24 protein-coding genes are annotated in these 24,986 nt (G+C 58.8%); 19 read left to right on the forward strand and 5 right to left on the reverse strand.

Going from position 1 to position 24,986, the window contains the following annotated elements:
• Positions 1 to 11 precede the first annotated feature (11 nt).
• The 9 genes from crcB (at position 12) to BUQ90_RS06345 (ending at position 6,557) form a co-directional block, all read left to right on the forward strand.
• Positions 12 to 389, forward strand: a complete 378-nt coding sequence (crcB, locus tag BUQ90_RS06305) for a fluoride efflux transporter CrcB (protein ID WP_074204198.1) — start codon at positions 12 to 14, stop codon at positions 387 to 389.
• Entirely contained in the window at positions 386 to 1,657 is a 1,272-nt protein-coding gene (locus BUQ90_RS06310) for an RluA family pseudouridine synthase (RefSeq protein ID WP_084192516.1), read from the forward strand. The genes crcB and BUQ90_RS06310 overlap by 4 nt, the downstream gene beginning before the upstream one ends.
• Positions 1,657 to 2,292, forward strand: a complete 636-nt coding sequence (locus tag BUQ90_RS06315; protein WP_074204199.1) for an FMN-binding negative transcriptional regulator — start codon at positions 1,657 to 1,659, stop codon at positions 2,290 to 2,292. Before BUQ90_RS06310 ends, BUQ90_RS06315 begins: the two co-directional genes overlap by 1 nt.
• On the forward strand, positions 2,289 to 2,945 hold the full coding sequence (locus BUQ90_RS06320) for an HAD-IA family hydrolase (RefSeq protein ID WP_074204200.1): 657 nt from the start codon (positions 2,289 to 2,291) through the stop codon (positions 2,943 to 2,945). The genes BUQ90_RS06315 and BUQ90_RS06320 overlap by 4 nt, the downstream gene beginning before the upstream one ends.
• On the forward strand, positions 2,942 to 3,286 hold the full coding sequence (locus tag BUQ90_RS06325; RefSeq protein ID WP_074204201.1) for a hypothetical protein: 345 nt from the start codon (positions 2,942 to 2,944) through the stop codon (positions 3,284 to 3,286). Before BUQ90_RS06320 ends, BUQ90_RS06325 begins: the two co-directional genes overlap by 4 nt.
• Positions 3,283 to 3,561, forward strand: coding sequence for a hypothetical protein (locus tag BUQ90_RS06330; protein ID WP_074204202.1), 279 nt, complete (start codon positions 3,283 to 3,285; stop codon positions 3,559 to 3,561). Before BUQ90_RS06325 ends, BUQ90_RS06330 begins: the two co-directional genes overlap by 4 nt.
• Complete coding sequence (locus BUQ90_RS06335; RefSeq protein WP_074204203.1) at positions 3,558 to 4,256, forward strand: ATP12 family chaperone protein; 699 nt, start codon at positions 3,558 to 3,560, stop codon at positions 4,254 to 4,256. Before BUQ90_RS06330 ends, BUQ90_RS06335 begins: the two co-directional genes overlap by 4 nt.
• Before the next feature lie 56 nt (positions 4,257 to 4,312).
• Positions 4,313 to 5,770 (forward strand): AMP nucleosidase, encoded by a 1,458-nt coding sequence (locus BUQ90_RS06340; protein WP_074204204.1) that lies wholly within the window; start codon positions 4,313 to 4,315, stop codon positions 5,768 to 5,770.
• A 118-nt stretch (positions 5,771 to 5,888) separates the two neighbouring features.
• Positions 5,889 to 6,557 carry an OmpW/AlkL family protein gene (locus BUQ90_RS06345; RefSeq protein ID WP_084192517.1) on the forward strand — a complete coding sequence of 223 codons (669 nt, stop codon included), beginning with the start codon at positions 5,889 to 5,891 and terminating at the stop codon, positions 6,555 to 6,557.
• A 211-nt stretch (positions 6,558 to 6,768) separates the two neighbouring features.
• Here the strand turns inward: BUQ90_RS06345 and BUQ90_RS06350 are convergent, their stop codons facing one another.
• Positions 6,769 to 7,197: a VOC family protein gene (locus BUQ90_RS06350; RefSeq protein WP_074204205.1), complete on the reverse strand. Its 429-nt coding sequence runs from the start codon at positions 7,195 to 7,197 to the stop codon at positions 6,769 to 6,771.
• Between the two features lie 71 nt (positions 7,198 to 7,268).
• Here BUQ90_RS06350 and BUQ90_RS06355 point away from each other — a divergent pair, with 71 nt between their 5' ends.
• Together BUQ90_RS06355 and ppk2 are read left to right on the forward strand one after the other, a co-directional pair.
• Entirely contained in the window at positions 7,269 to 7,859 is a 591-nt protein-coding gene (locus tag BUQ90_RS06355; RefSeq protein ID WP_074204206.1) for a TetR/AcrR family transcriptional regulator, read from the forward strand.
• 143 nt (positions 7,860 to 8,002) lie between these two features.
• The gene (ppk2, locus tag BUQ90_RS06360; RefSeq protein WP_084192518.1) at positions 8,003 to 8,968 is read left to right on the forward strand and encodes a polyphosphate kinase 2; all 966 of its coding nucleotides are present in this window, start codon (positions 8,003 to 8,005) and stop codon (positions 8,966 to 8,968) included.
• 14 nt (positions 8,969 to 8,982) lie between these two features.
• Here the strand turns inward: ppk2 and BUQ90_RS06365 are convergent, their stop codons facing one another.
• On the reverse strand, positions 8,983 to 9,969 hold the full coding sequence (locus BUQ90_RS06365; protein ID WP_084192519.1) for a tetratricopeptide repeat protein: 987 nt from the start codon (positions 9,967 to 9,969) through the stop codon (positions 8,983 to 8,985).
• Between the two features lie 317 nt (positions 9,970 to 10,286).
• Between BUQ90_RS06365 and BUQ90_RS06370 the strand changes: the two genes are divergently transcribed.
• The 6 genes from BUQ90_RS06370 (at position 10,287) to BUQ90_RS06395 (ending at position 19,935) form a co-directional block, all read left to right on the forward strand.
• Positions 10,287 to 12,689 (forward strand): cyclic nucleotide-binding domain-containing protein, encoded by a 2,403-nt coding sequence (locus BUQ90_RS06370; RefSeq protein ID WP_239447395.1) that lies wholly within the window; start codon positions 10,287 to 10,289, stop codon positions 12,687 to 12,689.
• Complete coding sequence (locus BUQ90_RS06375; protein ID WP_074204208.1) at positions 12,689 to 13,570, forward strand: hypothetical protein; 882 nt, start codon at positions 12,689 to 12,691, stop codon at positions 13,568 to 13,570. Before BUQ90_RS06370 ends, BUQ90_RS06375 begins: the two co-directional genes overlap by 1 nt.
• 15 nt (positions 13,571 to 13,585) lie before the next feature.
• Positions 13,586 to 15,394: a cytochrome c3 family protein gene (locus BUQ90_RS06380; protein ID WP_074204209.1), complete on the forward strand. Its 1,809-nt coding sequence runs from the start codon at positions 13,586 to 13,588 to the stop codon at positions 15,392 to 15,394.
• Between the two features lie 48 nt (positions 15,395 to 15,442).
• A complete protein-coding gene (locus BUQ90_RS06385) occupies positions 15,443 to 16,306 on the forward strand; it encodes a phosphodiesterase (protein ID WP_074204210.1) in 864 nt (287 codons plus the stop codon).
• Between the two features lie 88 nt (positions 16,307 to 16,394).
• Positions 16,395 to 17,510: an aminotransferase class V-fold PLP-dependent enzyme gene (locus tag BUQ90_RS06390; RefSeq protein ID WP_074204211.1), complete on the forward strand. Its 1,116-nt coding sequence runs from the start codon at positions 16,395 to 16,397 to the stop codon at positions 17,508 to 17,510.
• Between the two features lie 172 nt (positions 17,511 to 17,682).
• Positions 17,683 to 19,935, forward strand: a complete 2,253-nt coding sequence (locus tag BUQ90_RS06395; protein ID WP_239447361.1) for a M3 family metallopeptidase — start codon at positions 17,683 to 17,685, stop codon at positions 19,933 to 19,935.
• 59 nt (positions 19,936 to 19,994) lie between these two features.
• Here BUQ90_RS06395 and BUQ90_RS06400 read toward each other — a convergent pair whose 3' ends face one another.
• Positions 19,995 to 20,585, reverse strand: coding sequence for a TetR/AcrR family transcriptional regulator (locus tag BUQ90_RS06400; RefSeq protein WP_074204212.1), 591 nt, complete (start codon positions 20,583 to 20,585; stop codon positions 19,995 to 19,997).
• 72 nt (positions 20,586 to 20,657) lie between these two features.
• Here BUQ90_RS06400 and BUQ90_RS06405 point away from each other — a divergent pair, with 72 nt between their 5' ends.
• A complete protein-coding gene (locus tag BUQ90_RS06405; protein WP_074204213.1) occupies positions 20,658 to 21,074 on the forward strand; it encodes a hypothetical protein in 417 nt (138 codons plus the stop codon).
• 26 nt (positions 21,075 to 21,100) lie between these two features.
• Positions 21,101 to 21,490 (forward strand): MAPEG family protein, encoded by a 390-nt coding sequence (locus tag BUQ90_RS06410; RefSeq protein WP_074204214.1) that lies wholly within the window; start codon positions 21,101 to 21,103, stop codon positions 21,488 to 21,490.
• Here BUQ90_RS06410 and BUQ90_RS06415 read toward each other — a convergent pair.
• Complete coding sequence (locus BUQ90_RS06415) at positions 21,487 to 22,929, reverse strand: MFS transporter (protein ID WP_159437040.1); 1,443 nt, start codon at positions 22,927 to 22,929, stop codon at positions 21,487 to 21,489. The genes BUQ90_RS06410 and BUQ90_RS06415 overlap by 4 nt on opposite strands.
• Before the next feature lie 158 nt (positions 22,930 to 23,087).
• Positions 23,088 to 24,857: a CocE/NonD family hydrolase gene (locus BUQ90_RS06420; RefSeq protein ID WP_084192521.1), complete on the reverse strand. Its 1,770-nt coding sequence runs from the start codon at positions 24,855 to 24,857 to the stop codon at positions 23,088 to 23,090.
• Positions 24,858 to 24,986: the final 129 nt, after the last annotated feature.

The raw sequence follows: 24,986 nt of genomic DNA on the forward strand, positions 1-24,986 counted from the left end.
GGCGGATCGCAATGAATGCAACCCTTCTTGTCATGGCCGGTGGCGCACTTGGTGCCGGGGCCCGCTATCATCTTGGCCGGCTGCTGCTGCACTGGGCCGGGCCGGGCTTTCCCTATGGTACACTCGCGGCCAATTTGCTGGGCGGGTTTCTGATGGGTGTGCTGGTCGGCGTCCTGGCACGGGATTCCATCACCGGCGAAAGCTGGCGGCTCTTGCTGGGGGTCGGGCTGCTCGGCGGGTTCACCACCTTTTCCGCGTTCAGTCTTGAGGTCATGAACATGATCGACCGGGGGGACTGGGGCGTGGCGGCCGGATATGCCCTGCTGTCCGTGACCGGATCGGTCGCGGCGCTGTTTGCCGGGCTGCTGGTGGTCAGGACGGTGGCATGAGCAAATTTGATCCGACCGCCGATAGCGGCTCCGATGCCGAAAAGCCGCAAGGCGATCGCAAGGAGCAGAAACAGGCGCTGAAGTCTCTGGATGTCCGGCAGTTCACGATTTCGGCTGATGACGAGGATATTCGCGTCGACCGCTGGTTCAAGCGGAACATGCCCGATATTCCGTTCAACATGATCTCCCGCTGGGCGCGGACCGGCCAGTTGCGGCTCGACGGCAAGCGGGTCAGTCCGGGTGACCGTATTGTGGCAGGACAGGTGCTGCGCGTACCGCCGGCCGAAATCGAGCGCCCCGGCCGGGTGCCCAAACCGCGCAAGGAATTGAGCGAAGACGAAATTGCCTTTGCGCAGGAACTGGTGATCCACAAAGACAAGGCGGCGATAGTCGTCAACAAGCCACCGGGTCTCGCGACGCAGGGCGGCAGCAAGACCAGCACCCATCTCGATGGCCTGCTGGATGCGCTGACATTTGATGCGGCAACGCGGCCAAAACTAGTACATCGCCTCGACAAGGATACCAGTGGTGCAATTTTGCTCGCCCGCTCGGCAGGGGCTGCGTCCTTCTTTTCCAAACGCTTTTCAGGCCGGACCGCGCGCAAGGTGTACTGGGCGATAGTCATGGGCGTTCCCGAAATTGCCGATGGCATGATCGACTTGCCGCTGTCCAAACAGCCAGGTTCGGGCGGCGAAAAAATGCATGTCGACGAGGAAAATGGCCAGCCGGCGAAATCGCGATACCGGATCATCGAACGGGCCGGCAACCGCGCCTGCTGGGTCGAATTACAGCCTTTTACCGGACGGACGCATCAGCTGCGTGTGCACATGGCGGCAATCGGCCATCCGATTGTCGGCGACGGCAAATATGGCGGCAAGGATGCCTTCCTGACCGGCGCGATCAGCCGCAAGATGCATCTGCATGCCCGGCGTTTGAAGATTGACCATCCGGATGGCCACAAGCTTGACGTGAAGGCCGATCTGCCCGAACATTTTGCCGAAACGGTAGAGAATCTCGGTCTGGACCTGTCGATCGGTGACCTGCCGCTCGAAGAAAAAGCCCCCGGTGGCAAAGCGGTGCGCAAACAGAAGAGCCGGGCGCATGCCAAGCAGATCCGCAAGGACAAGCGGGGCGAACGGCGCGCGCGGGGCGAGCAGGCCGGCAAACCGGTCAAGGCAGGGAAACCCTCCAAACGCCCGCGTCCTTCCGCCGGCAAGGCGTCTCACAAGAAAGCGCTGCCGCACAAGGCGAAGCAGAGGAAACGCTGATGCATCCCAATCCCGCTTTCCGCTGGCCCAAAACTGCGCATGACCAGGATGATGCCGATGAACGCGCTGCGCTCGAGGCGCTGATCGCCAATATCGGCTTCGGGATGATTTTCGCGTCCACACCGGACGGACCACGCGTGGCGCATGTCCCGGTCTTTTCCACCGGAGATGGCGCGTTGCAGTTCCATCTGGCTCGCGGCAATGCACTGTCCAGATCGCTGCCCGGCAGCACCGCCCTTTGCGTCGTGAACGGACCCGACGCCTATGTCAGTCCCGACTGGTATGGCGGCGGTGATCAGGTGCCGACCTGGAATTATGTTGCGCTCGAGCTTGAAGGGCCGGTGCGCAAGATGGAGCGCGAGGGACTGATCGCGTTGCTTGACGATGTGACCGCCGTCAACGAGGGCCGCCTGGCTCCCAAGGAGCCCTGGCACCGGGACAAGATGGACAGCGACCGGTTCGAAAAAATGGTTGGCGCCATTACCGGTTTCGAAATGGAAATCCTCGCCTGGCGCCCGACCGTCAAGCTCAGCCAGAACAAGCCGGCGGAGATGATTGAGAATGCTGCCAGGGCGCTGGAAGATCAGGGGCGCCGGGCGGTGGCGCACATGATGCGGGAATTTGCACCGAAATGAACCGGCTGGCTCTCTTTGACTGCGATGGCACAATGGTCGACAGCCAGGCGAATATCTGCCTGTCGATGGAGCATGCGTTTGAAAAGCACGGGCTGGCGGCACCCGACCGCCATCTGATCCGGCGGATTGTGGGCCTCAGCCTCCAGGAAGCGGTGCGACGTCTGCTGCCGGATCAGGATGACGAACGGCTGATCGAAGACGTCACAAACAGCTACAAGGAAGGCTTTTTCGAAATGCGCCAGGCGGGCGGTGTGCACGAGCCGCTTTATGACGGTCTGCCGGAATTGCTCGACCAGCTGGACGCTGCCGGGTGGGTACTCGGTGTGGCGACCGGCAAGTCTGACCGCGGGCTCAACCATGTGCTCGAAAATCACGGTCTGAAGGATCGCTTTGTCACGCTCCAGACCGCGGACCGCCATCCGTCCAAGCCGCATCCGGCAATGGTCGATCTGGCAATGTCGGAAGCGGGCGCGCTGAAGGAAACGACAGTGATGATCGGGGACACCAGTTTTGACATGGAGATGGGAAACAATGCCGGGGTCCGGGCACTGGGCGTGGACTGGGGCTATCACAATGCCGACGAGCTGATCGCGGCCGGTGCCGAACTGGTCGCCGCGACAATGGAAGAATTGCAGGAGGCTCTGCTGCGATGAGCGACAAAGACCAGCTGACGGACGAAAGCGCATCGGAGGAAGCGGCCTATGTTCCCGATCCGGAAAAGGAAAAGCAGGCCAGGGCGCTGCATTTCACGATCAGCATCATTCGGTTGCTCGGCGTCGCGATATTGATGCTGGGGATCGCCATCTCGCTGGGCCGATTGCCCCCGGTGCCGCCATTCGCGGGTTATGTCCTCGCGGTGATCGGGCTGGTCCAGATGCTTGTCATCCCGCTGGTCATGGTCCGCATGTATGTAAAAGCCCGGGTGGCGGAAGAGGAAACGGCCCGGGCGGAGGCGGCGGCAGACAGTCAGCCGGAGGAAAAGGGAACGTCATGACGAAGCCGGAAGAACGCAAGGCCAGGCAGCAACGCCGAGCGAGCATGCAAACAGTCCTGTTTGCGGTGCGATCGCTCGGTCTCGTCCTTCTCGTCGGCGGCCTCGCCATGGCCTTCGGTTTTGTCGGCAATCTCGATCCGATGATCGGCTATGTTCTGGCCTTTGTCGGGATCGTCGATCTCGTGATCCTGCCAGTCGTCATCCGGCGAATGTTTCAGACGGAGCGCGACGAGTTTCTCGCTGGCAAGCGACCGGAGGATCGCCCGGAGCGATGAAGCGGTTCTACAAGACAACCGGTTTTTCGGCCACGACCGGGGGATTTCTGGTCGAGCTCGATGGGCGGCCGGTCAAAACACCTGCACGCAACGCGCTGGAACTGCCGACCGCCGATCTGGCCAAGGCCATTTGTGATGAATGGGCCGGGCAGAAAGACGAAATCGATTCGACGCAAATGCCTTTGACCGGACTGGCCCAGGGCGCGCTGGATCAGGTTGCACGGGAGCGCGACCGGATCGCCGCCCGGGTGGCCGGATTTGCGGACAGCGACATGCTCTATTTTCGTGGCGACGACAATCAGCGGGCGCTGGTTGACTGGCAGGCACAGCAATGGGATCCGCTGCTCGACTGGGCGCGGCAACGCTATGATATCAGCTTCGTCCTGATTCACGGGATCATGCACCAGTCGCAACCGGACAATACGCTGCAGCGGCTGGAAGACGCGGTCCATGCCCAGGATGATTTTGCCCTGGCAGCTATGCTGGCGCTGACCGGGCTGACCGGAACGCTGGTCGGGGTGCTGGCGCTGATCGAGAATTCCGTGGCTGTCGATGACCTTTGGTCGCTGGCCAATCTCGAAGAGCTCTGGCAGGAACAACAATGGGGTCAGGATGAGGTCGCAGCCCAAAAGCGCGAGAAAAAGCGCGCCGAATATCTCGATGCGGTCCGGTTTCTGGAACTGTCGAGAACTTAGTTTTTCCCTTTTGGCCGATTTTCCGTTACAGGCCTGTAACTGTTAACGGAGACTACATGACAATTGACGAACCCCGCCAGACCTTGGCGCTTTGCGACAGCCCGGAAGAGGCTGTCGCCCGACTTGAAGAACTTTACCAGCAGCAAATAGAAATGATCACGGCCCGTTTTGGCCGCTATACCGAGGGTGATCTCGCCAGCGACGACACCGATCAGGGCGTCTATCCGATGATTTCGGTCGAGATCCCCGCTGATCAGGCCACCGAGACCAGCAACCTTGCCTCCGGCCGGATTTCCGACATAAACTGCTACAGCACAACGATCAGCCAGCCGGGCCTGTACCGGCAATATCTGACCAACCAGCTGGCCCGGATCAATCGCATTTTCACCGCCAAGATCCGCGTCGGACTGTCCGATACCCCGATTCCGCTGGCCTTTGCCATCGAAAATGCCGGCGGCGGACTGGAACGCGAGCGCAAGGATGCGCTGCCCAATCATTTTCACACACCCAATCTGATCGCGACCAACGACGATATCGTCGATGGCGGCCAGATTTTCGGTGATGGTTCCAATTCGGCCTTGTCGCTGTTCACCGCCGAGCGGGTCGATTATTCCCTGCACCGGATCCGGCACTATTGCGCAACCGATCCGGAGCATTTTCAGCCCTTCATCCTGTTCACCAACTATCAGCGCTATGTCGACGAGTTTATCGAACATGGTCTGGCCGAAGTCGCGACCGGTGATGCAGAAATGCTGGTCGAGCCGGGCAATCGCATCACCCGTGCTGACGGCGTGCCATCCTGCCCGCCGATCGCCAAACCCCCGCAAATGCCGGCCTATCATCTGGTACGCAAGGATGGCCGACCCGGCGTCACCCTGGTCAATATGGGGGTCGGCCCTTCCAATGCGAAAACCATAACCGACCATCTCGCCGTGCTGCGGCCGCATGTCTGGCTGATGATCGGTCATTGCGGCGCGTTGCGGCGGACCCAGCGGCTCGGTGACTATGTGCTGGCGCACGCCTATCTGCGCGACGACAATGTTCTCGATGACGTGCTGCCGCCGTCCATCCCGCTGCCAACCATCGCGGAAGTCCAGCTGGCCCTGACCCGGGCGGTGCAGGAAGAGACCGGGATCGACCATTCCGATCTCAAACAGCATTTGCGGACCGGCACTGTGGTCACTACCGGCGACCGGAACTGGGAGCTGCGTTTCGAGCAGATTGCCAAGCGTCTCAACCAGTCGCGCGCGATCGCCATCGACATGGAGTCAGCCACCGTGGCCGCCAATGGCTATCGCTACCGCGTCCCCTATGGCACGCTGCTCTGTGCTTCGGACAAGCCACTTCATGGCGAGATCAAGCTGCCCGGAATGGCGGACGCCTTTTACCAGGAACGGGTCGGCCAGCATCTTGCGATCGGGATGCGGACGATTGACCTGCTCGCACAGGAGGCCGATGCCGGGACCCTGCACAGCCGGAAATTGCGCAGCTTTGGCGAGCCCCTGTTCCGCTGACACGAGGCTAATTCCTTTCGTTTTGACATAGGTCAAAACTCTTGTTGCGCTGGATCAATGCGCGGCGTCATTTCGCTTTGTATCGCACCTGCGAAACAGAGTGAAAAGGATGAGATCCATGCGTAACATAACGAGAATTCTGAGCCTGGCCGCGGTATCCGCCATGGCCCTGACATCGGTTCCGGCAAGCGCCGAACAGGGCGATATCCTGCTGCGCGTCCGCGGCATTAATGTCATGCCCAACGAGGACAGCGGCTCCATCCTCCCCGCCTTCCCGGGTGAGGAAGTGAGTGTCGACAACAGCTTCATGCCAGAAGTGGACATCACCTATATGGCCACCGACCATATCGGCTTTGAACTGATTGCTGCGACAACCAAGCATAGCGCTTCGGGCGTCACCGGCACCACTGGCGGCATTGGCCGGCTGGCTTCGACCTGGGTGTTGCCGCCGACCCTGACCGCGCAATATCATTTTGCACCCGAAGGCAAGGTGCGTCCCTATGTCGGTGCCGGGATCAACTATACCGTGTTCTGGAATGAAGACGCGACCAATGCCCTTGAGGCAGCGGTTGGTCCCACATCCGTGCGGCTCAGCGACAGTTTCGGCTGGGCAGCGCAGGTCGGGGTCGACATTCCGCTCAACGACAATGTGTTTCTGAATCTCGATGTGAAATATATCGATATCGACACCACCGCCCGGCTGAATACGACGGCCGCCGGTACCCAGCGTGTCCGGATCAATCTGGATCCGCTGGTGGTTGGTGTCGGTCTGGGGATCAAGCTGTAAGGATGAACTGGACCTTCAGCTCGTGGGAGAGGCGCCCGGCCTGCGGAGGCCGGGCGTTTTTCGTTGCGTCCATGGTTCAGACCATGGGCGGGATCATCAGGGCGGGCAGGGCCGTGACAAGCGTGAATGTTGCACAGACAGCGAACAGGGCTGCGCGGGTTTTGCTTGGTATGGTCATGGGATTTCCTTTCGGTCGGGTTGAGGGTTGCAATCAGGCGGCGACCGCATCCGGATCGGCATAGCCGGCGGCATGCTCGGCCGATGGCGGGATCGGCTTGATGATATCGATCAGAATGCCGTCCCGGTCCTGCGTGATGAAATGGCGCTGGCCAAATTCCTCGTCGCAAAGCGGCTTGAGGATCGGCAGGTCGGCCCCACAGGCGCGATCAAACCAGGCATCGGGATCTTCGACCTCGAAATTGAGGATCAAACCCTGGGTGGGCTGGCGCATCTCCGCCGGCACGGTTTCATGGTCAAACTGCAGTATCGCAAGATTGACAGTCTCGTCTTCCTCCGACTGCAGATGCACATACCAGTCGCTGTCGAAGACGGCCTTGAAGCGCAAATTTTCGACATAGAATTTCGCGCTGGCCTGCACATCGCGCACCTGGATGACGGGATAATAGCTGGTGGTTTTCATTTGCCTTTCCTTTCCATTTTTTATACATACAGTCTGTATGTTGAGTGATAGGTAACAAACAGGCTGTATGTATGCAAGAGAAAAAGGCGATCTCCAATGCCAAGCGGACCGAAAAGACACGCAAGCTATTGATCAAGGCGGGAAAAAGATTGTTCGTCGAAAAGGGTTTTGCGGCCACTTCGACTCCCGAGATCGTCAAATCTGCCGGCGTGACTCGCGGTGCTCTCTATCATCATTTCGCGGACAAGACCGACCTGCTGCGGGCCGTGGTAGAGCAGGATTGCGCGGCTGTGGGTCAGGATATCAACCGGGGATCACAGGCGGCGGACACGGCTCTCGACATGCTCAAATCCGGGTCCAGTGCTTTTGTGCGTTCGATTACCTCTCAGGGCCGCGCGCGCACGATCCTTATTGAGGGACCGGCGGTCCTCGGTCAGAAAGAGCTGCTGGAAATAGAAGACCGCCACACGCGTCTGTCGCTGAAACAGGGTTTGCAGGCGGCGCTCGACCAGGGCGCAATCAAGCCATTGCCTTTGCAGCCGATGGTCGAGCTGGTCAGCTCAATGCTCGATGGCGCCGCACTGAAAGTCGAAGCCGGCTTTGCCTTCGAAGAACTCGAACCGATTATTCACGCGTTTATCGACGGCCTGGCGGTGGAGTGAGCGATCCAGTCCCGGGAAAGTCTGCGTAATATCGATCTTCCTGCACTGGCCCGGGTTCAATCTTGCCATTGATCTGTATCAATGTGCGTTTCCTGACGGGTGGTTAGACTCACGGTTTACATAAACCGTGCAGGGGAAGGTACATGAAACAGTCATCAGGAAATGGTTCAATCGAGAGCGCGCCGAAAGCGGTGCAGGCGGCGCCACCCGTCGTGGATCTGGAAAAGGACAAACCAGCCAGATTTCCCAAGGTGACCAAGGATCTGATCCGCGAGACTTTCGAGCAGGGCAAATATCCCTACGACAAGAAAATGTCCAAGAGGGAATATGAAAACAAGAAGGCCAAGCTGCAGGCCGAATTGCTGAAAGTACAGCTTTGGGCGCAGGAAAGGGGCGAGAAATTCATATTGCTGTTCGAAGGCCGGGATGCAGCGGGCAAGGGGGGCACGATCAAGCGCTTCACCGAACATCTCAATCCCCGCAGCGCGCGGGTTGTGGCGCTTCCCAAACCAACCGAGAAACAAAAGGGGCAGTGGTTCTTCCAGCGCTATGTCGAACATCTGCCAACTGCGGGCGAGATCGTGCTCTATGATCGCAGCTGGTATAACCGCGCGGGTGTGGAACGGGTCATGGGTTTCTGTTCTCCTGCGGAATATCTTGAGTTCATGCGACAGGCGCCGGAGCTCGAGAGGATGCTGGTACGGTCGGGAATCCGGCTGTTCAAATACTGGTTCTCCGTGACCCAGGATGAACAGCACCTGCGCTTCGACGCGCGAAAGACCGATCCCCTGAAGCGCTGGAAACTGTCACCGATTGACCAGGCCAGTCTTGCCAAATGGGATGATTATACCGAGGCCAAGGAGGCGATGTTCTTTTATACCGACACCGCCGACGCACCCTGGACCATTGTCAAATCGAACGACAAGAAGCGCGCCCGGATCAATTGCATGATGCATTTTCTCAGCAATATTGATTATCCGGAAAAAGATCGCAAGATCGTCAAGGAGCCCGATCCGTTGATTGTCGGGAACACCTCGCACATCCTCCACAATGCCGAACATATTCTGGGGACGTCATTGCATCCGGAATCGCGCCGCAAGGAGAAATAGGGTTCCGGGGATGATCATCCCCCGATCCCCAGTGCCGCGGCGGCTTCGCGGATCCGTTTGGCTTCCGCTCCGTCATTTTTGAACGCGGCCAGCGCCCGGTCACGGGCCTGCTGGGCCTGGACCGTCTGGCCCAGCTGCATGCGGCTGCGCATCAGCATGATCCAGCCATTGGGGTCGTCCGGACTGGATTTCAGACGCTCATCGAGGCCGTCGACCATCTGTGCGATCATCGCCTCCTGCTGACCGGGCGGCAGACTCGCCGCTTCCTGCATCTGCTGCCGGCTGGGCCCGGGAATGGCGGCGGTGGCGACAGCCGGACCGTCAGTGGACATGCCGCCAGTCGGCGCGGCCGGGGTCACTTTGGCAAGCCGGTCAGCGACATCGATGCCTTCCTTCTCGGCAACCTGTGCAATGACGCGGCGGACATCCCCGGCATAGGGTGCGTCGGCCGGCGTGTCTTCAAGGAGGGCGAACCAGTCGTTGATCGCGCCCTGATGATCACCGGCAATATCCTTGCGGACCGCGAGGAAATAGCGCGCCCGCGGATCTGTCTTGTCGAGCGCCAGCGCCTTGTCGAACGCTTTGGCGGCATCGGGCGGAACCTGGGTGCCGTCGCTCGACATGACCAGCGCCTCGCCAAGCATCGACCAATATTCCGGATTGTCCGGGTCGAGACTGGTCGCCCGTTTCATCGCGGTCGCGGATTCGGCGAATTTCTGCGTCTCGAAATAGCTCCAGCCCAGCATTCGCCAGCTTTCGGCGTCGTCGGGATTGTCCTGCAGCTTCTTTTCCAGGCCCGCGATCACTTCATTGACGCTCGGCGCCTCTTCCCCGGTTTGCACCGAGGCGACCGATGCCGGGGTTTCGTCATCGGCTGTGCTGCGATACACCTGCACGCCGACGGCGCCGACGGCCAGAATTCCCGCCAGTATCAGCGCGATACGGCCGATATTGTCCTTCGATTTTGCAGGACTGTCCTTGGACATCTCTGGCTCGCTCATAGTCTCTCCCGTCGGTGCGACCCGCATTTCGATTGCGTCTTTTTGGACAAGACCGTCCTTTTGACAAGCGAATTATTGGCTCGCGGCGATGCCCGGAATGCCGCCGCGGCGCGGTGATATTTAGCACTGGCATTGAAAAGACTTTTTGGTAAGATGATGGTTAATCAGGTCTTTTGGGGTCGCGCTAAAGCCGAAAAGATTGCTGGATCCGGTCGCAATAACGCATGAGGGAGCGTTGGTCGGAAAGGGCAAGAGGGGGAAGCAAGCGCGTGTCAGACGTATATCGAGTTGCCATTGTCGGTTCCGGTCCCGCGGGCATGAGCGCTGCTGGCCGTGCGGCACAGCTCAAGCTGAAACATGTCCTGCTCGAAAAGACCGATCATCTCTCCGACACGATTTTCAAATATCAGAAGGGCAAGCATGTCATGGCAACGCCCAGCCAGCTGGTGCTGCGTTCCGACATGGATTTCGACGCCGGCAAGCGTGAGGCGATCCTCGGCGTCTGGGACGAACAGACCGCCGCTTGCGGGGTCAATGTCCAGTATAATGCCGAGCCGGTGAAGATCGAAGGCGACGAAGGCAATTTCACCATCACGCTGAAAAGCGGCGAAACGGTCAAGGCCGAGACGATTGTCATGGCGATCGGTACCCAGGGCAATCCCAATCTGATGCGCTGTCCCGGCGGCGACAACAAGCTGGTGCAATATCAGCTGGATGATCCCGGCGAATATTATGACGAGCATATCACCGTGATCGGGTCGGGCGATGCGGGAATCGAGAATGCGCTGGGCCTCGCCGCCGATGCCGCACAGAACAATATCGTGACGATCCTCAACCGCTCGCCCGAATTTGCCCGGGCCAAGAAGGCCAATGTCAAGCTGCTGATGGAGGCGGGCGAGCAGGGCAAGGTCGATGTCCGGACCGAAACCACGCCGGCCGAGGTCAAGGATGGCGAGCTGGTTCTCGAGACCCGCGACGGGCAGGAAACCATCAAGTGCGACCGGATCATCGCCCGCATGGGCTCGGCACCACCGCGGAAATTTGTCGAGGAATGCGGGATCGAGTTTACCAGCGAGGACCGCGAGGCCTATCCCAAGCTCTCGCCGGCTTTTGAAAGCACCAAGACGGGTATTTATGTTATCGGTGCGCTCGCCGGATATCCGCTGATCAAGCACTGCATGAACCAGGGCTATGATGTCATTGAATTTATCAACGGCAACGAAGATCTGAAACCGGCCGATGAACCGATCCTGGAGGAGAAATTCAGCGTGCTGCCAAAGGGGCGCTCGGTCGATGACTGGCTGGAATTTTTCCGTGAGAATGTGACCATTCTCAACGAGCTGTCGCCGCTGCAGATGCGGGAATTCATGCTCGACAGCGAGCCCCGGCAATATCGCAAGGGCGAAGTGATTTTCGAAAAGAACGAACCGGGCAGTTCACTGTTCGCCATTGGTCAGGGGTCGGTTGCGGTCGAGATCGATCCGAACAACCCATCGGTGACAGTGTCGATCGAGGAAGGCTCGATATTCGGCGAAGTGGGACTGATCTCCGGCCGGCGGCGCGGGGCAACCATTCGCGCGGCAGAAGACCTGATCGTCGTGGAAATTTCCCGGACGGCTGCGCTGAAACTGCAAGCCTCGGTTCCGGCAGCCAAACGGGCGATTACCCGGATCTCGACCGAGCGGCAATTGCTGCAGATGTTCGGTTCCGGCCTGACCAGGGAAGATATTGCAGAGGTCGTCGACACCAGCGAAATCATGAATGTTCGCGCCGGGGAGGCCATCATCAACGAGGGCGATGAAGGCAATGACATCTATGTCATCCGCGTCGGCTCGATGGTGGTGGAAAAGGAAATTGGCGGCAAGCCGGTCTTCCTCTCCTATCTGCCTGCGGGCTCCTATGTCGGGGAGATGACGCTGATCGCCGGCGGTGTCCGGACCGCGACCGTGAAAGCCGCGATCAAGTCGGAAGTGATCAGGATTGTTGGCGATGCCTTCAAGAAAGTGCTCGACCAGCATCCCGACCTGCTCGCCCGGGCGAAGAAAGACATGGCCTCGCGTCAGGACGTGAATGCTTTTGTCGAGGCCAAGAAGGACAGCTTTTCCGGGGTTGTCGACATGTATAGCGGGGTTGCCAACTTCCTGGTCGACAACGGTATTGGCGAGGCAACCGATGTGTTGCTGATCGACGAAAATCTCTGTGTTGGCTGTGACAATTGCGAGAAGGCCTGTGCGGACAGCCATGAGGGTCTCAGCCGTCTCGACCGCGAGGCGGGACGGACCTACGCGCATCTCCACGTTCCCACCAGTTGCCGCCATTGCGAGCATCCGCACTGCATGTCGGATTGCCCGCCCGATGCGATTCATCGCGGGCCCGACGGGGAGGTGTTTATTGATGACACCTGTATCGGATGCGGCAATTGCCAGCGCTATTGCCCCTATGGCGTGATCCGGATGGACAAGGTACCGCCGAAAAAACCGGGGATCTTGAACTGGCTGCTGTTCGGTTTTGGCCCGGGACCGGGCGAACCGGACAAGAACTGGGTCGCGGAGAATAGTGATCCGGCGGTCGAGAAACCCAAAAAGGCGATCAAGTGCGACATGTGCGCCGGAATTAATGGCGGTCCCGCTTGCGTCCGCGCCTGTCCGACCGGTGCCGCCATCCGCGTCGCTCCGGAGGAATTCCTGACCGTCGCCAAGCTCGAGCAGGAGGACGCATAATGGCATCTGTTCCTGTTCCCGGTGACGTGTCCCGCAAAACCGTCGCCATGCATGACGGTTTCCTCAGGCATGCCGGCTATCGCTGGCTCAAGATCGCGTCGGCGATTATGCTGGTGTCGATTGTCAGTTATCTCTTCATCGACGTGTCACCGCGACACAATGGGGGCAGCTGGTATGGCTATACACTGGGGACCATTGGCGCGCTGCTGATCCTGTGGCTGACCATGCTGGGCGTGCGCAAGCGGGCGATGACGCCGGGCAGCTGGTCGCTCAAGGCGTGGACCTCGGCGCATATCTATCTTGGCCTCAGCCTGATCGTCATTGGCACGCTGCATACCGGGTTCCAGTTTGGCTGGAACATTCACACCGCCGCCTATGCCTTCATGATGATCGTGATCATCTCCGGCATTTTCGGGATCTGGTTCTATGCCACCATCCCGCAGGCCTTGTCCGATAATCGCGACGAGATGACCGAGACCGAAATGCTGGAAAATTTGCGCTCGCTCGACCGGCAACTCCATGAGGCCGCGCAGCCGCTGTCGGCAGAACATGCCGCCCTGGTGCAGCAGTCTCTTGAACAGGATCCATTTGGCGGTGGTTTCTTCCGTCGCATTTCCGGGAAATATCCCAATTGCGAGACCCGCCGTGCGCAGGCTGATCTGAGGCGGGAGCGCGCCTATCAGCCTCGCATGGGGGGAGACGATCCGCTCGACAAGGTTGATGCGCTGCTCCAGAAAAAGGAAGCCACGCTGGCCCGGGTCCGGCGGCATCTGCGACTGAAGGCAATGCTCCAGGTCTGGCTGTTCGTACATGTTCCGATGACCTTTGCGCTGATCGCTTCGCTGTCGGCGCATATCATCAGTGTCTTTTTCTACTGGTAGGCGGGAGATAATCGCATGACATTTATCGTTCGCCAGATCGCTGTTACCGCCGATGGTCGGGAAATCATCCGCGCCAATCCGTTCAGCGAGCCGGAGATTGTCGTCGGCCGCAACGCCGAAAGTGCGATCCATTTGCCTGACCTCGCGGTCAATCCGGAACATGCGGTGATCCGCCAGCTGGATGACGGCACGATCGAAATAGACAGCACGTCCGGCCAGAAATTCTCGGTCGACGGGCGCGACAAGATTTCGGCGACCATTGATCCGTCTGCGGGTGCCGAGCTGGGATTTGGCGGCCATGTGATTTCGGTTAGCCGCGAGGATGACGGGATCATCCTGACCGTCAAGCGGGTCGAAGCGCTGTCGGATTCCGCCGCGGAGCGGGAAGAAGGCGCGCTGTATACGCTGAAAGGCCTGCTGCCTGGCAAGCGCATGAGCGCGTGGAGTTTCGTCGGCCTGGTCCTGGTCGCATTCCTCATCTGGCCCATTTACACCTGGGCCACCTATCGGGGTGTGGAAGAGCGACCGGACCAGTTCCATGCCGACACAATGTGGTCCTCCGGTGCGCTCAGCGATGCCCATCATGCGCTGGAAGGGGATTGCCAGGCCTGTCATGTCGACGCCTTTGTGACGGTGACCGATACCGCCTGCATGACCTGCCACGAGGATGATGCGCATGATCATGCCGCGCCCGATCGTCTGTTGACCTCCATGGGTGATCCCGAAGGATTTGCCAGAGTGGGCGCCGCCTTTGCCGCTGCTTTCAACAAGCCACGCGGCAGGTGTGTCGAATGTCACACCGAGCATGAGGGCGCCGGTGCTATGGAACCCACCGCGCAAAAATTCTGCGCCGATTGCCATGACGGACTGGACACGAGATTGACCGATACAAAACTGGAAAACGCATCGGACTTTGGCATCGCCCATCCCCAGTTCCGGCCCGCCCTCCTGCTCAAGCCGGGCGGCAAAAACCCGCCGCGCAAGCGGATTTCGCTGGATGAGAAGCCGACCGAGGACAATGGTCTGAAATTTCCGCACGACATCCACATGTCGAAGACCGGCGGTGTCGCCCAGATGGGCCGGCGCCTGTCAGCCAAATTCGGATTCGGACCGTCGCTGGTCTGTGCCGACTGCCATACACCCGATTCGGAAGGTGTCCGGTTCAAGCCGGTCGACATGCAGGAAGACTGCGCGATGTGTCACAGTCTCGCCTTTGACGAAATCGGCGGAACGATCCGGACCCTGCGCCACGGCGAACCCGAAATGGTGCGCGCGGACCTGCGGGCCTATTACCGCGCGACCGGACCGACGCGGCCGATCAATCTTGGCGGCATGAAACGCCGGCGTCCGGGCGAAGCCAATGATGCCCGCGTCGCCAGCGACTATGCCCGGGCGGTCCGGTTCCGGCCCACCCGCGCCAATCTTGCCATACAAGAAGTATTTTCCCGGGGCGGCGCCTGCTTCGATTGTCATGGCATTGTCCCGCCGGCGACCCGGGGCAGCGTCGATTACGGCATCAAGCCGGTGACCCAGACCGATCGCTACATGCACAAGGGCTGGTTCAGTCACGAAGCGCATAATGACGAGGATTGTACGTCCTGCCACAATGCCACCACGTCGAAGGAGGCGCGGGATCTGCTGTTGCCCGGGATCAAGACCTGCCGCGAATGCCATGGCGGCGAATTTGAAACCGCATCGGATGTTCCGTCGAGTTGCGCCATGTGTCATGACTATCACGCAGATGAAGGTGCACCCTGGCTGATCAGGGAGCAGCAAAAGGAAAAGCAAAAGAAACCGGAAAAGGAAATTGCCGGCCGCCAGTAACGGCATTTGGACCGTCGCAAGTTGCGACCAGATCGAGGAGGAGCGCCGATGTTGATGGCGCAAATTACGGATATTCATCTGGGTTTCGACCCGGATAATCCGGCAGAATTCAATCGCAAGCGGCTCGATCAGGCCCTCCGCCAGATCTGCGAGATGACGCCGCAGCCCGATCTGCTGCTGGCCACCGGTGATCTCGTCGATCGCGGTGATCAGGACAGCTATCGCCGTCTCGAAAACGCGCTCTCGGTCGTGCCATTTCCGGTCTATATGTGCCTGGGCAATCACGACATGCGCAAACCCTTTTGCAAGCAGTTTCCGGACGTTCCGACCGTCGATGGCTTCGTCCAGTACGAGATTGACGACGGCCCCCTGCGCCTGCTGTTTCTCGACACGCTCGAAGAGGGGCGACATGGCGGTGCCTTTTGCGAAGTCCGGGCCAAATGGCTGGCGGACCGGCTGGCCGAAAAACCGGACCGGCCAACGATATTGGTATTCCACCATCCACCCGTCGAATCCGGCATTGCCTGGATGAACACTCATCCCGACGAACCGTGGGTATCGGTGTTACGGGACACGATTGCCGGACATGACCAGATCAAGGCGATGATTACGGGCCATCTCCACCGCAATATCTCCACCTGGTTTGAAGGGGCGAGCCTGTCCGTCTGTGCCTCGACGGCGCCGCAGGTGGCTTTTGATCTGGCGCCGATTGATCCGGAAAATCCCGACGGCCGCAACATGATCGTGGCCGACCCGCCCGCCATCGCCTTGCACTGGTGGAACGGGCAACAACTGATCAGCCATTTCGAAACCGCGGAAGAGCATGTCATGCTGGCCCGTTATGACGACAATCTGCAACCTCTAGTCCGGGCGCTGCTCGCCGAGCGGCCGGACGGAGCGTCAGGCAAATAACCGCACGATTGCAAACGGATTGGAAACGGCCGCTTTTCGCGCTAGGCCACTTGGTCATGATCGTCGCTCTGCAAAGCCGAACGCTGCCATGAGCTGGAAACACCTGTTTTCCAGGTCGCTGGAGGCCGCACCCGGGCGGTTGCATTTTGCTGCCCACAGTCACCATCTGTGGCCGGATGCGAGCTTCGCAGGGCAGGTGCAGGCCTGGGAAGACGCAGCCAGCCTGGCCGATCACAAATGGTCTCGGATCATGGGGCCGGTGTGGGAGGAAGCGCAGCGCCACATTGCGGGAGAATTGCGCCTTCCGGATCCCGCGACCATCGCTTTTGCGCCCAACACGCATGACTTCCTCGTGCGGATTGTCGCGTCGATTGACCGGCATCCGGTGCGCGTGCTGGCCACCGACGGGGAATTTCACAGCTTTCGGCGGCAAATGGATCGCTGGGCCGAAGCGGGGGATGTGCTTGTTACAACGGTTCCGGCAGACCGGATCGCGGCGGAGGCGGCTGATGGTGCCCATGACCTGATCTTCGCCAGCCAGGTGCTGTTCAATTCGGGGACGGTGCTGGACAGCATCGCGGAACTCGCCGCGATGGCGCGTCCGGAGGGGCCCTGGGTGGTGATTGACGGCTATCACGGATTCATGGCGATCGAGACTGATCTGTCAGAAGTAGCAGACCGGATTTTCTATCTCTCCGGCGGCTACAAATATGCCATGGCTGGCGAGGGGGTCTGCTTTCTGCATGCCCCACCGGGATTTGCTCCGCGGCCAAAGGTTACGGGCTGGTATGCGGCCTTTGATGACCTCAGCCTGCCCCCCGGACAGGTTGGTTATGCCAGCGACGGCCGGCGCTTCCTGGGCAGTACTTTCGATCCATCCGGCTTGTACCGGTTCAATGCCGTCCAGAAGATGCTGGCGGACAACGGGCTGACGACCGCCCGGATCTCGGAGCATGTCAGCGGTCTGCAGCAATATTTTCTCGGCGGAAATCCTCTGGATGGCATGGAACTGCTCAATCCGCTCACCGAAGGTTGCCACGCGCGGTTTCTGGCTTTCAGGGGTGACAACGCGCCGTCCCTGCATGACCATCTGACCGCACAAAATGTCGTGACCGATGTTCGCGGAGATGTGCTCCGGATCGGCTTTGCCATCTACCATGACCGCGAGGATGTGGATCAGCTGAAAGTGGTGCTGTCAGCTTAGCTTGCCGTCGTCGTTCATCGATGGCTAAGCGCCTTTCGTCTAAAACATGATTTCAATCGCAACCTTTTTGCCTTTGTTGACAGGTTATTGTATCGGGGACACCAAGCGTAAAACATGTGCGACCTGCGGTTCCGGTCCGGACCCGAAATCTTATTTTACTGGAGAGACTTACATGCGAATTTCTATTTCCACCCGCAAAATATTCATGGGTGTATCCACCGCTGCGCTGATCGGCGCCACGGCGAGCCCGGCGCTGGCCAATGATCACGGCAAGAAAATGACCACTGCGGAGTTGAACCGGATGAGTGCAAATGCCAGTGCCAGCGCGACTGGAGGTCCCGAAGCCGAAATGGAAAATTCCGTACTCCAGACCTGGGAAGGCCCCTATGACGGCGTGCCGCCATGGGACGAAGTCAAAGTGTCCGATTTCCCGGGCGCTTTCCAGAACCTGATGGATGAAGGCAAGAAGGAAGTAGAAGTCATCCTTTCCAACCCCGAGCCCGCGACCTTCGACAATTTCATGGTGCCGTGGGAATTGGCCGGTGCCAAAGCCAATGAAGTGTTTTCCTTGTGGGGCGTGCACAGCAGCAACCTGTCAAACGACGAAGTCCGCAAGGTACAGGGCGAATGGCTGCCGAAAATTTCCGCGTTCTACAACCAGATCCAGCTCGATCCGCGGCTGTTCCAGAAAACCAAACAGGTTTACGACAATCTTGGCACATCGGGTCTGAACGCCCAGCAACAGCGCCTGGTCACCCGCCAGTATGAGTCGCTGGTGCGCAACGGGGCCTTGCTCGAAGGCGACAACAAGAAGGAACTGATCCGTCTCAACACCGAGCTTTCAAAAGCATTTAACGAGTTTTCCAACAAGGTGCTCGCGGACGAGGAAACCTATATCTACCTTACCGAGGAAGCCGAGCTGGCCGGACTGCCGGACAGCTTTGTGGCCTCGATCAAGGCGGCTGCCGAAGCGCAAGACAAGCCTGGCTGGGCACTCAAAAACACCCGCTCAGTGATGCAACCGTTCCTGCAGAACTCGACCAACCGGGACCTGCGCAAGAAGGTCTACATGGCCTATATCAATCGCGGTGATAATGGCGATGCGAATGACACCAATGCCACCATCGCCAAAATCCTGAAGCTGCGCGCGGACCGGGCGAAGCTGCTCGGTTTTGACAGCCATGCCCATTTCCGGATGGCGGATACCATGGCGCAGACGCCCGAAACCGCGATGGACCTGATGATGAAAGTCTGGCCTGCCGCTGTCGCCCGGGTGAAGGAAGAAGTGGCGGACATGCAGGAAATTGCGGATGCCGAAGGCGCGGGCATCACCATCGAACCGTGGGACTATCGCTACTATGCGGAAAAGGTCCGCAAGGCGAAATATGATCTCGATGAAGCGGAGATCAAACCCTATTTCAAACTCGATAACATGGTCGACGCGATGTTCGACATGGCGAACAAGCTGTATGGCATGACCTTTACCGAGAATACCGGCACCGTGCCCGTGTTCGAACCGGAAGTCCGCACCTTCGAAGTGAAGCGTGGCGACCGGGTGATCGGGGTTTTCTATCTCGACAATTTCGCGCGTGAAGGCAAACGTTCGGGTGCATGGATGACCACCTATCGCAGCCAGAACAAGCTGAGCGGGAAGAACCGTTATGTCTTTGCCTCGAACAACAACAATTTTGTCAAAGGCGGCGACGGCGAACCCACGCTGATCAGTCTGGATGACGCGACGACGCTGTTCCACGAGTTCGGACATGCGCTGCATTATCTCAATTATGACATCACCTATCCCGGCTTTGGCGGCACGCCGCGCGACTTTGTCGAATATCCCAGCCAGGTGCACGAGAACTGGCTGCTGACACGCCACATTCTCGACAATTATGCCAAGCATGCAGAAACCGGCGAGCCGATGCCGCAGGCACTGGTCGACAAGATTGAAAAGTCGAAGACCTTCAACGAGGGTTTCTCGACCGTGGAATATCTGTCGAGTGCGATTGTTGACATGAAGCTGCACAACCGGGCGGAACCGGTCACTGATCCGGATGCATTCGAGCGTGAAACGCTGACCGAAATCGGCATGCCGCGCGAAATCGTGATGCGCCACCGACTGCCGCAGTTCAATCACCTGTTCTCGTCAGACGCCTATTCGGCCGGCTATTACAGCTATCTCTGGTCGGAAACGATGGACGCCGATACCTGGGCGGCCTTTGAAGAGGCCGGCAATGTCTGGGATCCGGAAGTCGCCGAACGCTTCCGCTCGATCATCCTCGCCACCGGCAACGAGACTGACCGGAAAGAGGCCTATCGCAAATTCCGCGGCCGTGATCCGCAGGTCAAGTTCATCCTGAAGAAGCGCGGCTTCCCGGTACCGGATGAGACGGCGGCAGCAGGCAGCAAGGATGATGCGGTGAAATAAATCAGATCATCGCTGGAGAATTGCAAAAAGGGGAGCGCTGTTGCGTTCCCCTTTTTCGTTCAGAAGAACATGTCCGCCAGCGCCCGGATCAGCGACCTGGCCGCATGCGGGAAAAGCCGCTCTCCGACGAAATCCCGGCGCAGGCACAGCAAGATCAGGAGTGTCATCTGGGCGGCGATCTGGTCGCGTTCGGGTGCCGGTGATGATCGACTCCATTTCGCAATCAGGGCATCCAGGAACTGTTGATCTGCCGTTTGATGGTCAAGCAGGCGTTCGGGCGGCACTTTCTGGATGATCGCCCCGAATTCCCGGGCGTCGCCCAGGATATGGATCAGCTTTTCACCTGCGATCTTCCGAAACATTTCTGTCAGCAGCAATATGAGCTCTTCCCGCTCCGGTTTCCAGTCTTCAGCTGAGGGCAGGATGAGGGGTGTGCGAAGATCATTCTGGAAATCTTCGAGCAGCTCGAAAAACAGCAGCTGCTTGGTCGGATAGAATTTGTAGAAGGACCCCTTTCCGATATGTGCTGCGGCGGCGAGTTCGTCGACCGTCGTTCGCGCCACACCCTTGCGGGCAAAAGCCTCGCGAGCAGCGGCGCGCAATTTCTCCCTGATGGTCGCCTGTTCGGCATGATCAAATCGGGTCGGCATGGCCTTGTGTATGACGATTTGACTAATTTCGTCAAATGGTCACTTGGAGAGAAAGCCGAGGGAGCGAATCGCATGAACAACATCAGCCGAACAATCATCCAGGCATCAGCTCTGGGCGGAGCCATCTATGCCGGGCTGACCATTTTCGCGATCATTCACGGGTTTGAATATTATGTGATGGGGATGTTGCTTGCCGCTGTCCTGATGCTGGTCTTGCGGCATACACCTGGTTCGGCTTTCCGGAACGGGTTCGTCGGTGGCTTTACCGCCATTCTGACAGCCGTGTGGGTTCAGGCGCTGTTCCTGCCACTCTATTTTCAGAACAATCCCGAATATGCGGTTTCTGAGGTCCCCTGGGGCCTGTCCGCACGAAGCTTTACCTTCCTGACAGCGCCACTGGGTGCGCTGGTCGCTGGACTTGTACTTGCCATGCTCGCGGCAGGGCTGGCGCGGCTCGTCCGCCAGACCCCACCCGGTTCCGGCCATTGAGAACGCAATAAACCCGGAGTGCGACAATGACATTTGATCTTTGGGCGCTGTTTGCCACGCTTGTACTCGCCATGGTGCAAATCGGTCTGGCGAGTATCCTGACCGTGCGGCAGCTGGGGCCGGATTGGGTACTCGGTCCGCGGGACCAGCCGCGGGAAACATCAGGCCGGACCGGCCGTGTGGTTCGCGCCCATCGCAACCTGCTCGAGATATTTCCGCAATTTGTAGCGGCATTGCTGATCATCCACTTTGCCGGGGAGGCCGGACAATTGTCGGCAGTCGGGGCGTGGACATTCTTTGTGGGCCGGCTGTTATATGTCCCGGCCTATGTTTTTGGTCCAACCGGGTTGCGACCCTTGTGCTGGCAGATCGGGCAAGTCGGCATATTGATCATATTGGCCGATATTTTCTTCTAGCCACCCTGGTTGTTCCGCCGCCGGTTGCGGGCGATCTGTTCCTGGATCTGCAGCAGTCGCTGCTCGGTCATGGAGAATCGGAAGGCGAAGAAGAAGGCGATCAGCATCATCGGGATGATGCCGGCCCCGGCAACCCAGACCAGTGCGTTGAGCGTCGCGTCGTCGACCGCGCCGGGGCGCATGCCTTCCTCCAGCCCGACCATGTCGAGCGCGAAGCCGCCATATAGGGGGCCAACCGCCCCGCCGAGCTTGGTCGTGAACTGCAGCACGGCATAGAAGGAGCCTTCCTGCCGGAGGCCGCTGTCGACTTCATGCTCGTCGGTCAGGTCAGCGGTGATCGAGGTGATGGCGACGATCCGCAGCACGAAAAAGGTCATGAAAATCGAGTTCTGCGCGACCAGGATCGCAAATATCGCAGGATGGCCGTTGTCGGGGATCAGGCCGGCAAAGCGGAGCAGATAAGGCCAGGACAGATCGACCAGCATGATCGCAACCGCCCATTTGACAATATCCTGTTTGGCCATGCGCCGTCCGATCGTCCGCAACAGGACCATGGCACAGGGCACCGCGATCAGGACGGAGATACCCAGCACCAGCCCGGTCTGGTCCGCCTCCAGTTCCCAGAAATAGGTCCAGAATATGATATTGAGCGCCACCGTGATGCCATAGGATGCCGTTGCACCAAGATCGTAATAGAGCACGTTGCGGAAATTGCGGTTGCGGAATGTGGACAGGAAGTCGCGCCACAGACCGAGCAGCCCCGGCGTGGCGGGCGTCCGGTCCGGATCGATCCGGGTATGGTCAATGAACTTCCAGGTCCCGGCGATGCAGGCCGAGGCCGTGATGAATACGAGCAGCGCCGACAGCCAGCCATAGGTCACATAATTCTCGGCAATGAACCGGCCGTCGCCAGCAGTGCCTTCATCGAACAGGAAATAGAGGCACAGCGACGGGAGCAGCAGCGCGGTCAGGAACAGAAAGGCCGTGCGCTGGCCGAGCAGGGCACTGCGCTCGTGATAATCCTGGGTGATTTCGGCGACCAGCGTATAGTGCGGGATCGAGAAGAAGGTCAGCGCCGTCCGGATCCACAGCGAACAGATCAGCAGCCAGCTGGCCAGCCACCATTCGCTGCCCAGCACAAAGTCCGGCGGGGTGAACAGCGCAACAAAGCCCAGCGCCAGCGGGATGGTGCTGTAGATCATGAACGGATGCCGCCGTCCCCAGCGGCTCTTGATCCGGTCCGACCAGCTCCCGACCATCGGGTCTGATACCGCATCCCACAGCAGGCTGAGCGACAGGACAAATCCGGTCGCGGTGCCGCTCAGCCCCAGGACCTGCGTGTAGAAGAGCAGGACAAACATGATGTAGGCGGCTTCCTTGACCGCATAGACCGCTCCGCCGAGGCCATAGGACAGGCGGTTGGAAAGGGTCAGGTGCAAAGGAAGCTGTCCGGGGTTGTTGCGGGAATACAAAGCGTTGCACAACAAAACGGATAAGGCCAATAGAATTGCACCTGCGCAAACCAGATAAATGATCGCATTTGTCGGCCCCGCACCTCCCGAGGGACCGGGAACGGCTCAGAGCAAGGTCGGCTTGTTCAATCTGCCGCTGGAATGACCGGCACCAGCAAATGCGAGTCAAAGCGGGCACCGGAATGGATCGTGTGCTGTCCCTGATTGACAGAATATTTGTGGGCAAGGCTTGGATGCTCAAACAAATCCTTGCCCTGCACAATCAATCTGAGCGACTCTCCCGCACGGAACAATGTGCTGCTGGGCAGGATTTCGATTTCAACCGGAACAATTTCATCAGGACTGACCGGGAGAGGTTCATCATGTCTCAAGACAGGTTGCCAGTCAGTCGACAGATTTTTGTCCAGACTGCGCTGCGAAACGCGCAACCATCCCATCGCTGCCGGACCCCTTGTATATCCGGTTTTGGCGTAAAAACTGACCGGATTGTAATCCTTGTCGAGCTTTTCAATACCGACAAACAGATCGAGGTCAGCGCCCTGATCTGTGGAAACCCAGAGTTTCAGCTTCATGTTGCCAGTGATTTCGGTTTCTTCGCCAAACTGCCGGGTAAAGGTGGCGCGCCCGGTATGAGGATCATATCGGGTTTGATGAATTTCTTTTGAAGGCTTGGTGGAAAAACCGTTTTGCGCGCCATCCAGAAAGAGTTTGCGATATTCGGTGCCGGGAAGGGGCCAGTCATCTTCATAGCGTACTTCAAATTCGTTCAGGCTTTCCCTGACTTCCAGGCGGATGGATTTCCGATCAGCAAAACCATTGTCGACACCTTTCAGGAAATGATCGAAAAAATCCTTTTGATAGGCGAGACCCTCTGCGCTGTAATAGAGGTCCCATTTCGCGCGACCATGGGTGAACAGCCATTTCTGTTCAGACGCGATCTGCTTGTAGCCCTCAAACGAACCACGGGTGTGGAGGCCCTGATCGCTCCATGTCGCACTGATCAGAGCCGGGACGTTGATGCGCGACAGGTCGATACCCGATCTATTCGCGGGACGCTGCTGCACCCATCGCATTAAGGACGGACGCTTGTGGGCGAAGCGGAATACGGGCGGCGGTGGCAGAGGATAGCCATTTGCGCCTGTACGCATTTTGCGAAGCCAGAAGTCGGTGAAGGCTGTTTCTGGAATACCTCCATGGTACAGGACTTCCCGAAAGCTGTCGGATTGTCCTTCCCAGGGGATAATGGCTTTCAGGTGTGGCGGGTTGCCGCTCGCTGCCACCCATTGCGAAATGGCGAGATAGGAAACCCCGTTCAAGCCCACCTTGCCATTGCTCCAATCCTGATTGCCTGCCCACTCAATGGCGTCATAAAAATCGTCACGATCTTGCATGGTTAGCGTGCCGGGGTCACCTTCCGAGGAAGCGAATCCACGCGAATCCACGTAGATCACAACATATCCGTTCGGCACCCAATATGCCGGATCAGGCCCCTCCCAGGATGTCCACGGACTCACGGCAAAGGACCCGAGGTCAAAATCCGGATTCAGCGCTGCCCTCAGGATTTTCGGATATTGGTCCGGTCCCTTGTTTTTGTCATAAGCCGTGAAAGCCATGACCACGGGATATTGTCCGCTGTCTTTTGGGCGGTAGACATTGGCAGACAAACGGATGCCGTCCCGCATCTCGATCCAGATGTCCTTGTTGACGAGGATGCTATTTTCAAGATCGCCAGTGTTCAGGATTTTCGCCGGATAGTCGGGGTTGGCCCGAACTTCCGGATCATTTTCCAGAAAGGTTTCGGGAGGATCCTTCGCGGTAAACATGCCGTAACCTAGTGCGGCACTTGCCAGCACGATCACAGCCAGGATTCCCAAAGATACCCGTTTCACACTCATTGATCATGTATTCCTACAGGTTTGGACCCGGGTCAACTCCGGCAAATTCTGGAAAACCCGGCGATTATTGATAATTGCCGCGCCGGCCTATTTGCTCCACCTTTTCGGTGGACAGACAACAGGAGCAAA

Source organism: Parasphingorhabdus marina DSM 22363, from assembly GCF_900128895.1.
GTDB lineage: Bacteria > Pseudomonadota > Alphaproteobacteria > Sphingomonadales > Sphingomonadaceae > Parasphingorhabdus > Parasphingorhabdus marina.

Excerpts from the sequence above, each read along its gene's own strand:
- crcB (WP_074204198.1), top strand. The coding sequence starts at position 12 with ATGAATGCAACCCTTCTTGTCATGGCCGGTGGCGCACTTGGTGCCGGG.
- BUQ90_RS06310 (WP_084192516.1), top strand. The coding sequence starts at position 386 with ATGAGCAAATTTGATCCGACCGCCGATAGCGGCTCCGATGCCGAAAAG.
- BUQ90_RS06315 (WP_074204199.1), top strand. The coding sequence starts at position 1,657 with ATGCATCCCAATCCCGCTTTCCGCTGGCCCAAAACTGCGCATGACCAG.
- BUQ90_RS06320 (WP_074204200.1), top strand. The coding sequence starts at position 2,289 with ATGAACCGGCTGGCTCTCTTTGACTGCGATGGCACAATGGTCGACAGC.
- BUQ90_RS06325 (WP_074204201.1), top strand. The coding sequence starts at position 2,942 with ATGAGCGACAAAGACCAGCTGACGGACGAAAGCGCATCGGAGGAAGCG.
- BUQ90_RS06330 (WP_074204202.1), top strand. The coding sequence starts at position 3,283 with ATGACGAAGCCGGAAGAACGCAAGGCCAGGCAGCAACGCCGAGCGAGC.
- BUQ90_RS06335 (WP_074204203.1), top strand. The coding sequence starts at position 3,558 with ATGAAGCGGTTCTACAAGACAACCGGTTTTTCGGCCACGACCGGGGGA.
- BUQ90_RS06340 (WP_074204204.1), top strand. The coding sequence starts at position 4,313 with ATGACAATTGACGAACCCCGCCAGACCTTGGCGCTTTGCGACAGCCCG.
- BUQ90_RS06345 (WP_084192517.1), top strand. The coding sequence starts at position 5,889 with ATGCGTAACATAACGAGAATTCTGAGCCTGGCCGCGGTATCCGCCATG.
- BUQ90_RS06350 (WP_074204205.1), bottom strand. The coding sequence starts at position 7,197 with ATGAAAACCACCAGCTATTATCCCGTCATCCAGGTGCGCGATGTGCAG.
- BUQ90_RS06355 (WP_074204206.1), top strand. The coding sequence starts at position 7,269 with ATGCAAGAGAAAAAGGCGATCTCCAATGCCAAGCGGACCGAAAAGACA.
- ppk2 (WP_084192518.1), top strand. The coding sequence starts at position 8,003 with ATGAAACAGTCATCAGGAAATGGTTCAATCGAGAGCGCGCCGAAAGCG.
- BUQ90_RS06365 (WP_084192519.1), bottom strand. The coding sequence starts at position 9,969 with ATGAGCGAGCCAGAGATGTCCAAGGACAGTCCTGCAAAATCGAAGGAC.
- BUQ90_RS06370 (WP_239447395.1), top strand. The coding sequence starts at position 10,287 with ATGAGCGCTGCTGGCCGTGCGGCACAGCTCAAGCTGAAACATGTCCTG.
- BUQ90_RS06375 (WP_074204208.1), top strand. The coding sequence starts at position 12,689 with ATGGCATCTGTTCCTGTTCCCGGTGACGTGTCCCGCAAAACCGTCGCC.
- BUQ90_RS06380 (WP_074204209.1), top strand. The coding sequence starts at position 13,586 with ATGACATTTATCGTTCGCCAGATCGCTGTTACCGCCGATGGTCGGGAA.
- BUQ90_RS06385 (WP_074204210.1), top strand. The coding sequence starts at position 15,443 with ATGTTGATGGCGCAAATTACGGATATTCATCTGGGTTTCGACCCGGAT.
- BUQ90_RS06390 (WP_074204211.1), top strand. The coding sequence starts at position 16,395 with ATGAGCTGGAAACACCTGTTTTCCAGGTCGCTGGAGGCCGCACCCGGG.
- BUQ90_RS06395 (WP_239447361.1), top strand. The coding sequence starts at position 17,683 with ATGCGAATTTCTATTTCCACCCGCAAAATATTCATGGGTGTATCCACC.
- BUQ90_RS06400 (WP_074204212.1), bottom strand. The coding sequence starts at position 20,585 with ATGCCGACCCGATTTGATCATGCCGAACAGGCGACCATCAGGGAGAAA.
- BUQ90_RS06405 (WP_074204213.1), top strand. The coding sequence starts at position 20,658 with ATGAACAACATCAGCCGAACAATCATCCAGGCATCAGCTCTGGGCGGA.
- BUQ90_RS06410 (WP_074204214.1), top strand. The coding sequence starts at position 21,101 with ATGACATTTGATCTTTGGGCGCTGTTTGCCACGCTTGTACTCGCCATG.
- BUQ90_RS06420 (WP_084192521.1), bottom strand. The coding sequence starts at position 24,857 with ATGAGTGTGAAACGGGTATCTTTGGGAATCCTGGCTGTGATCGTGCTG.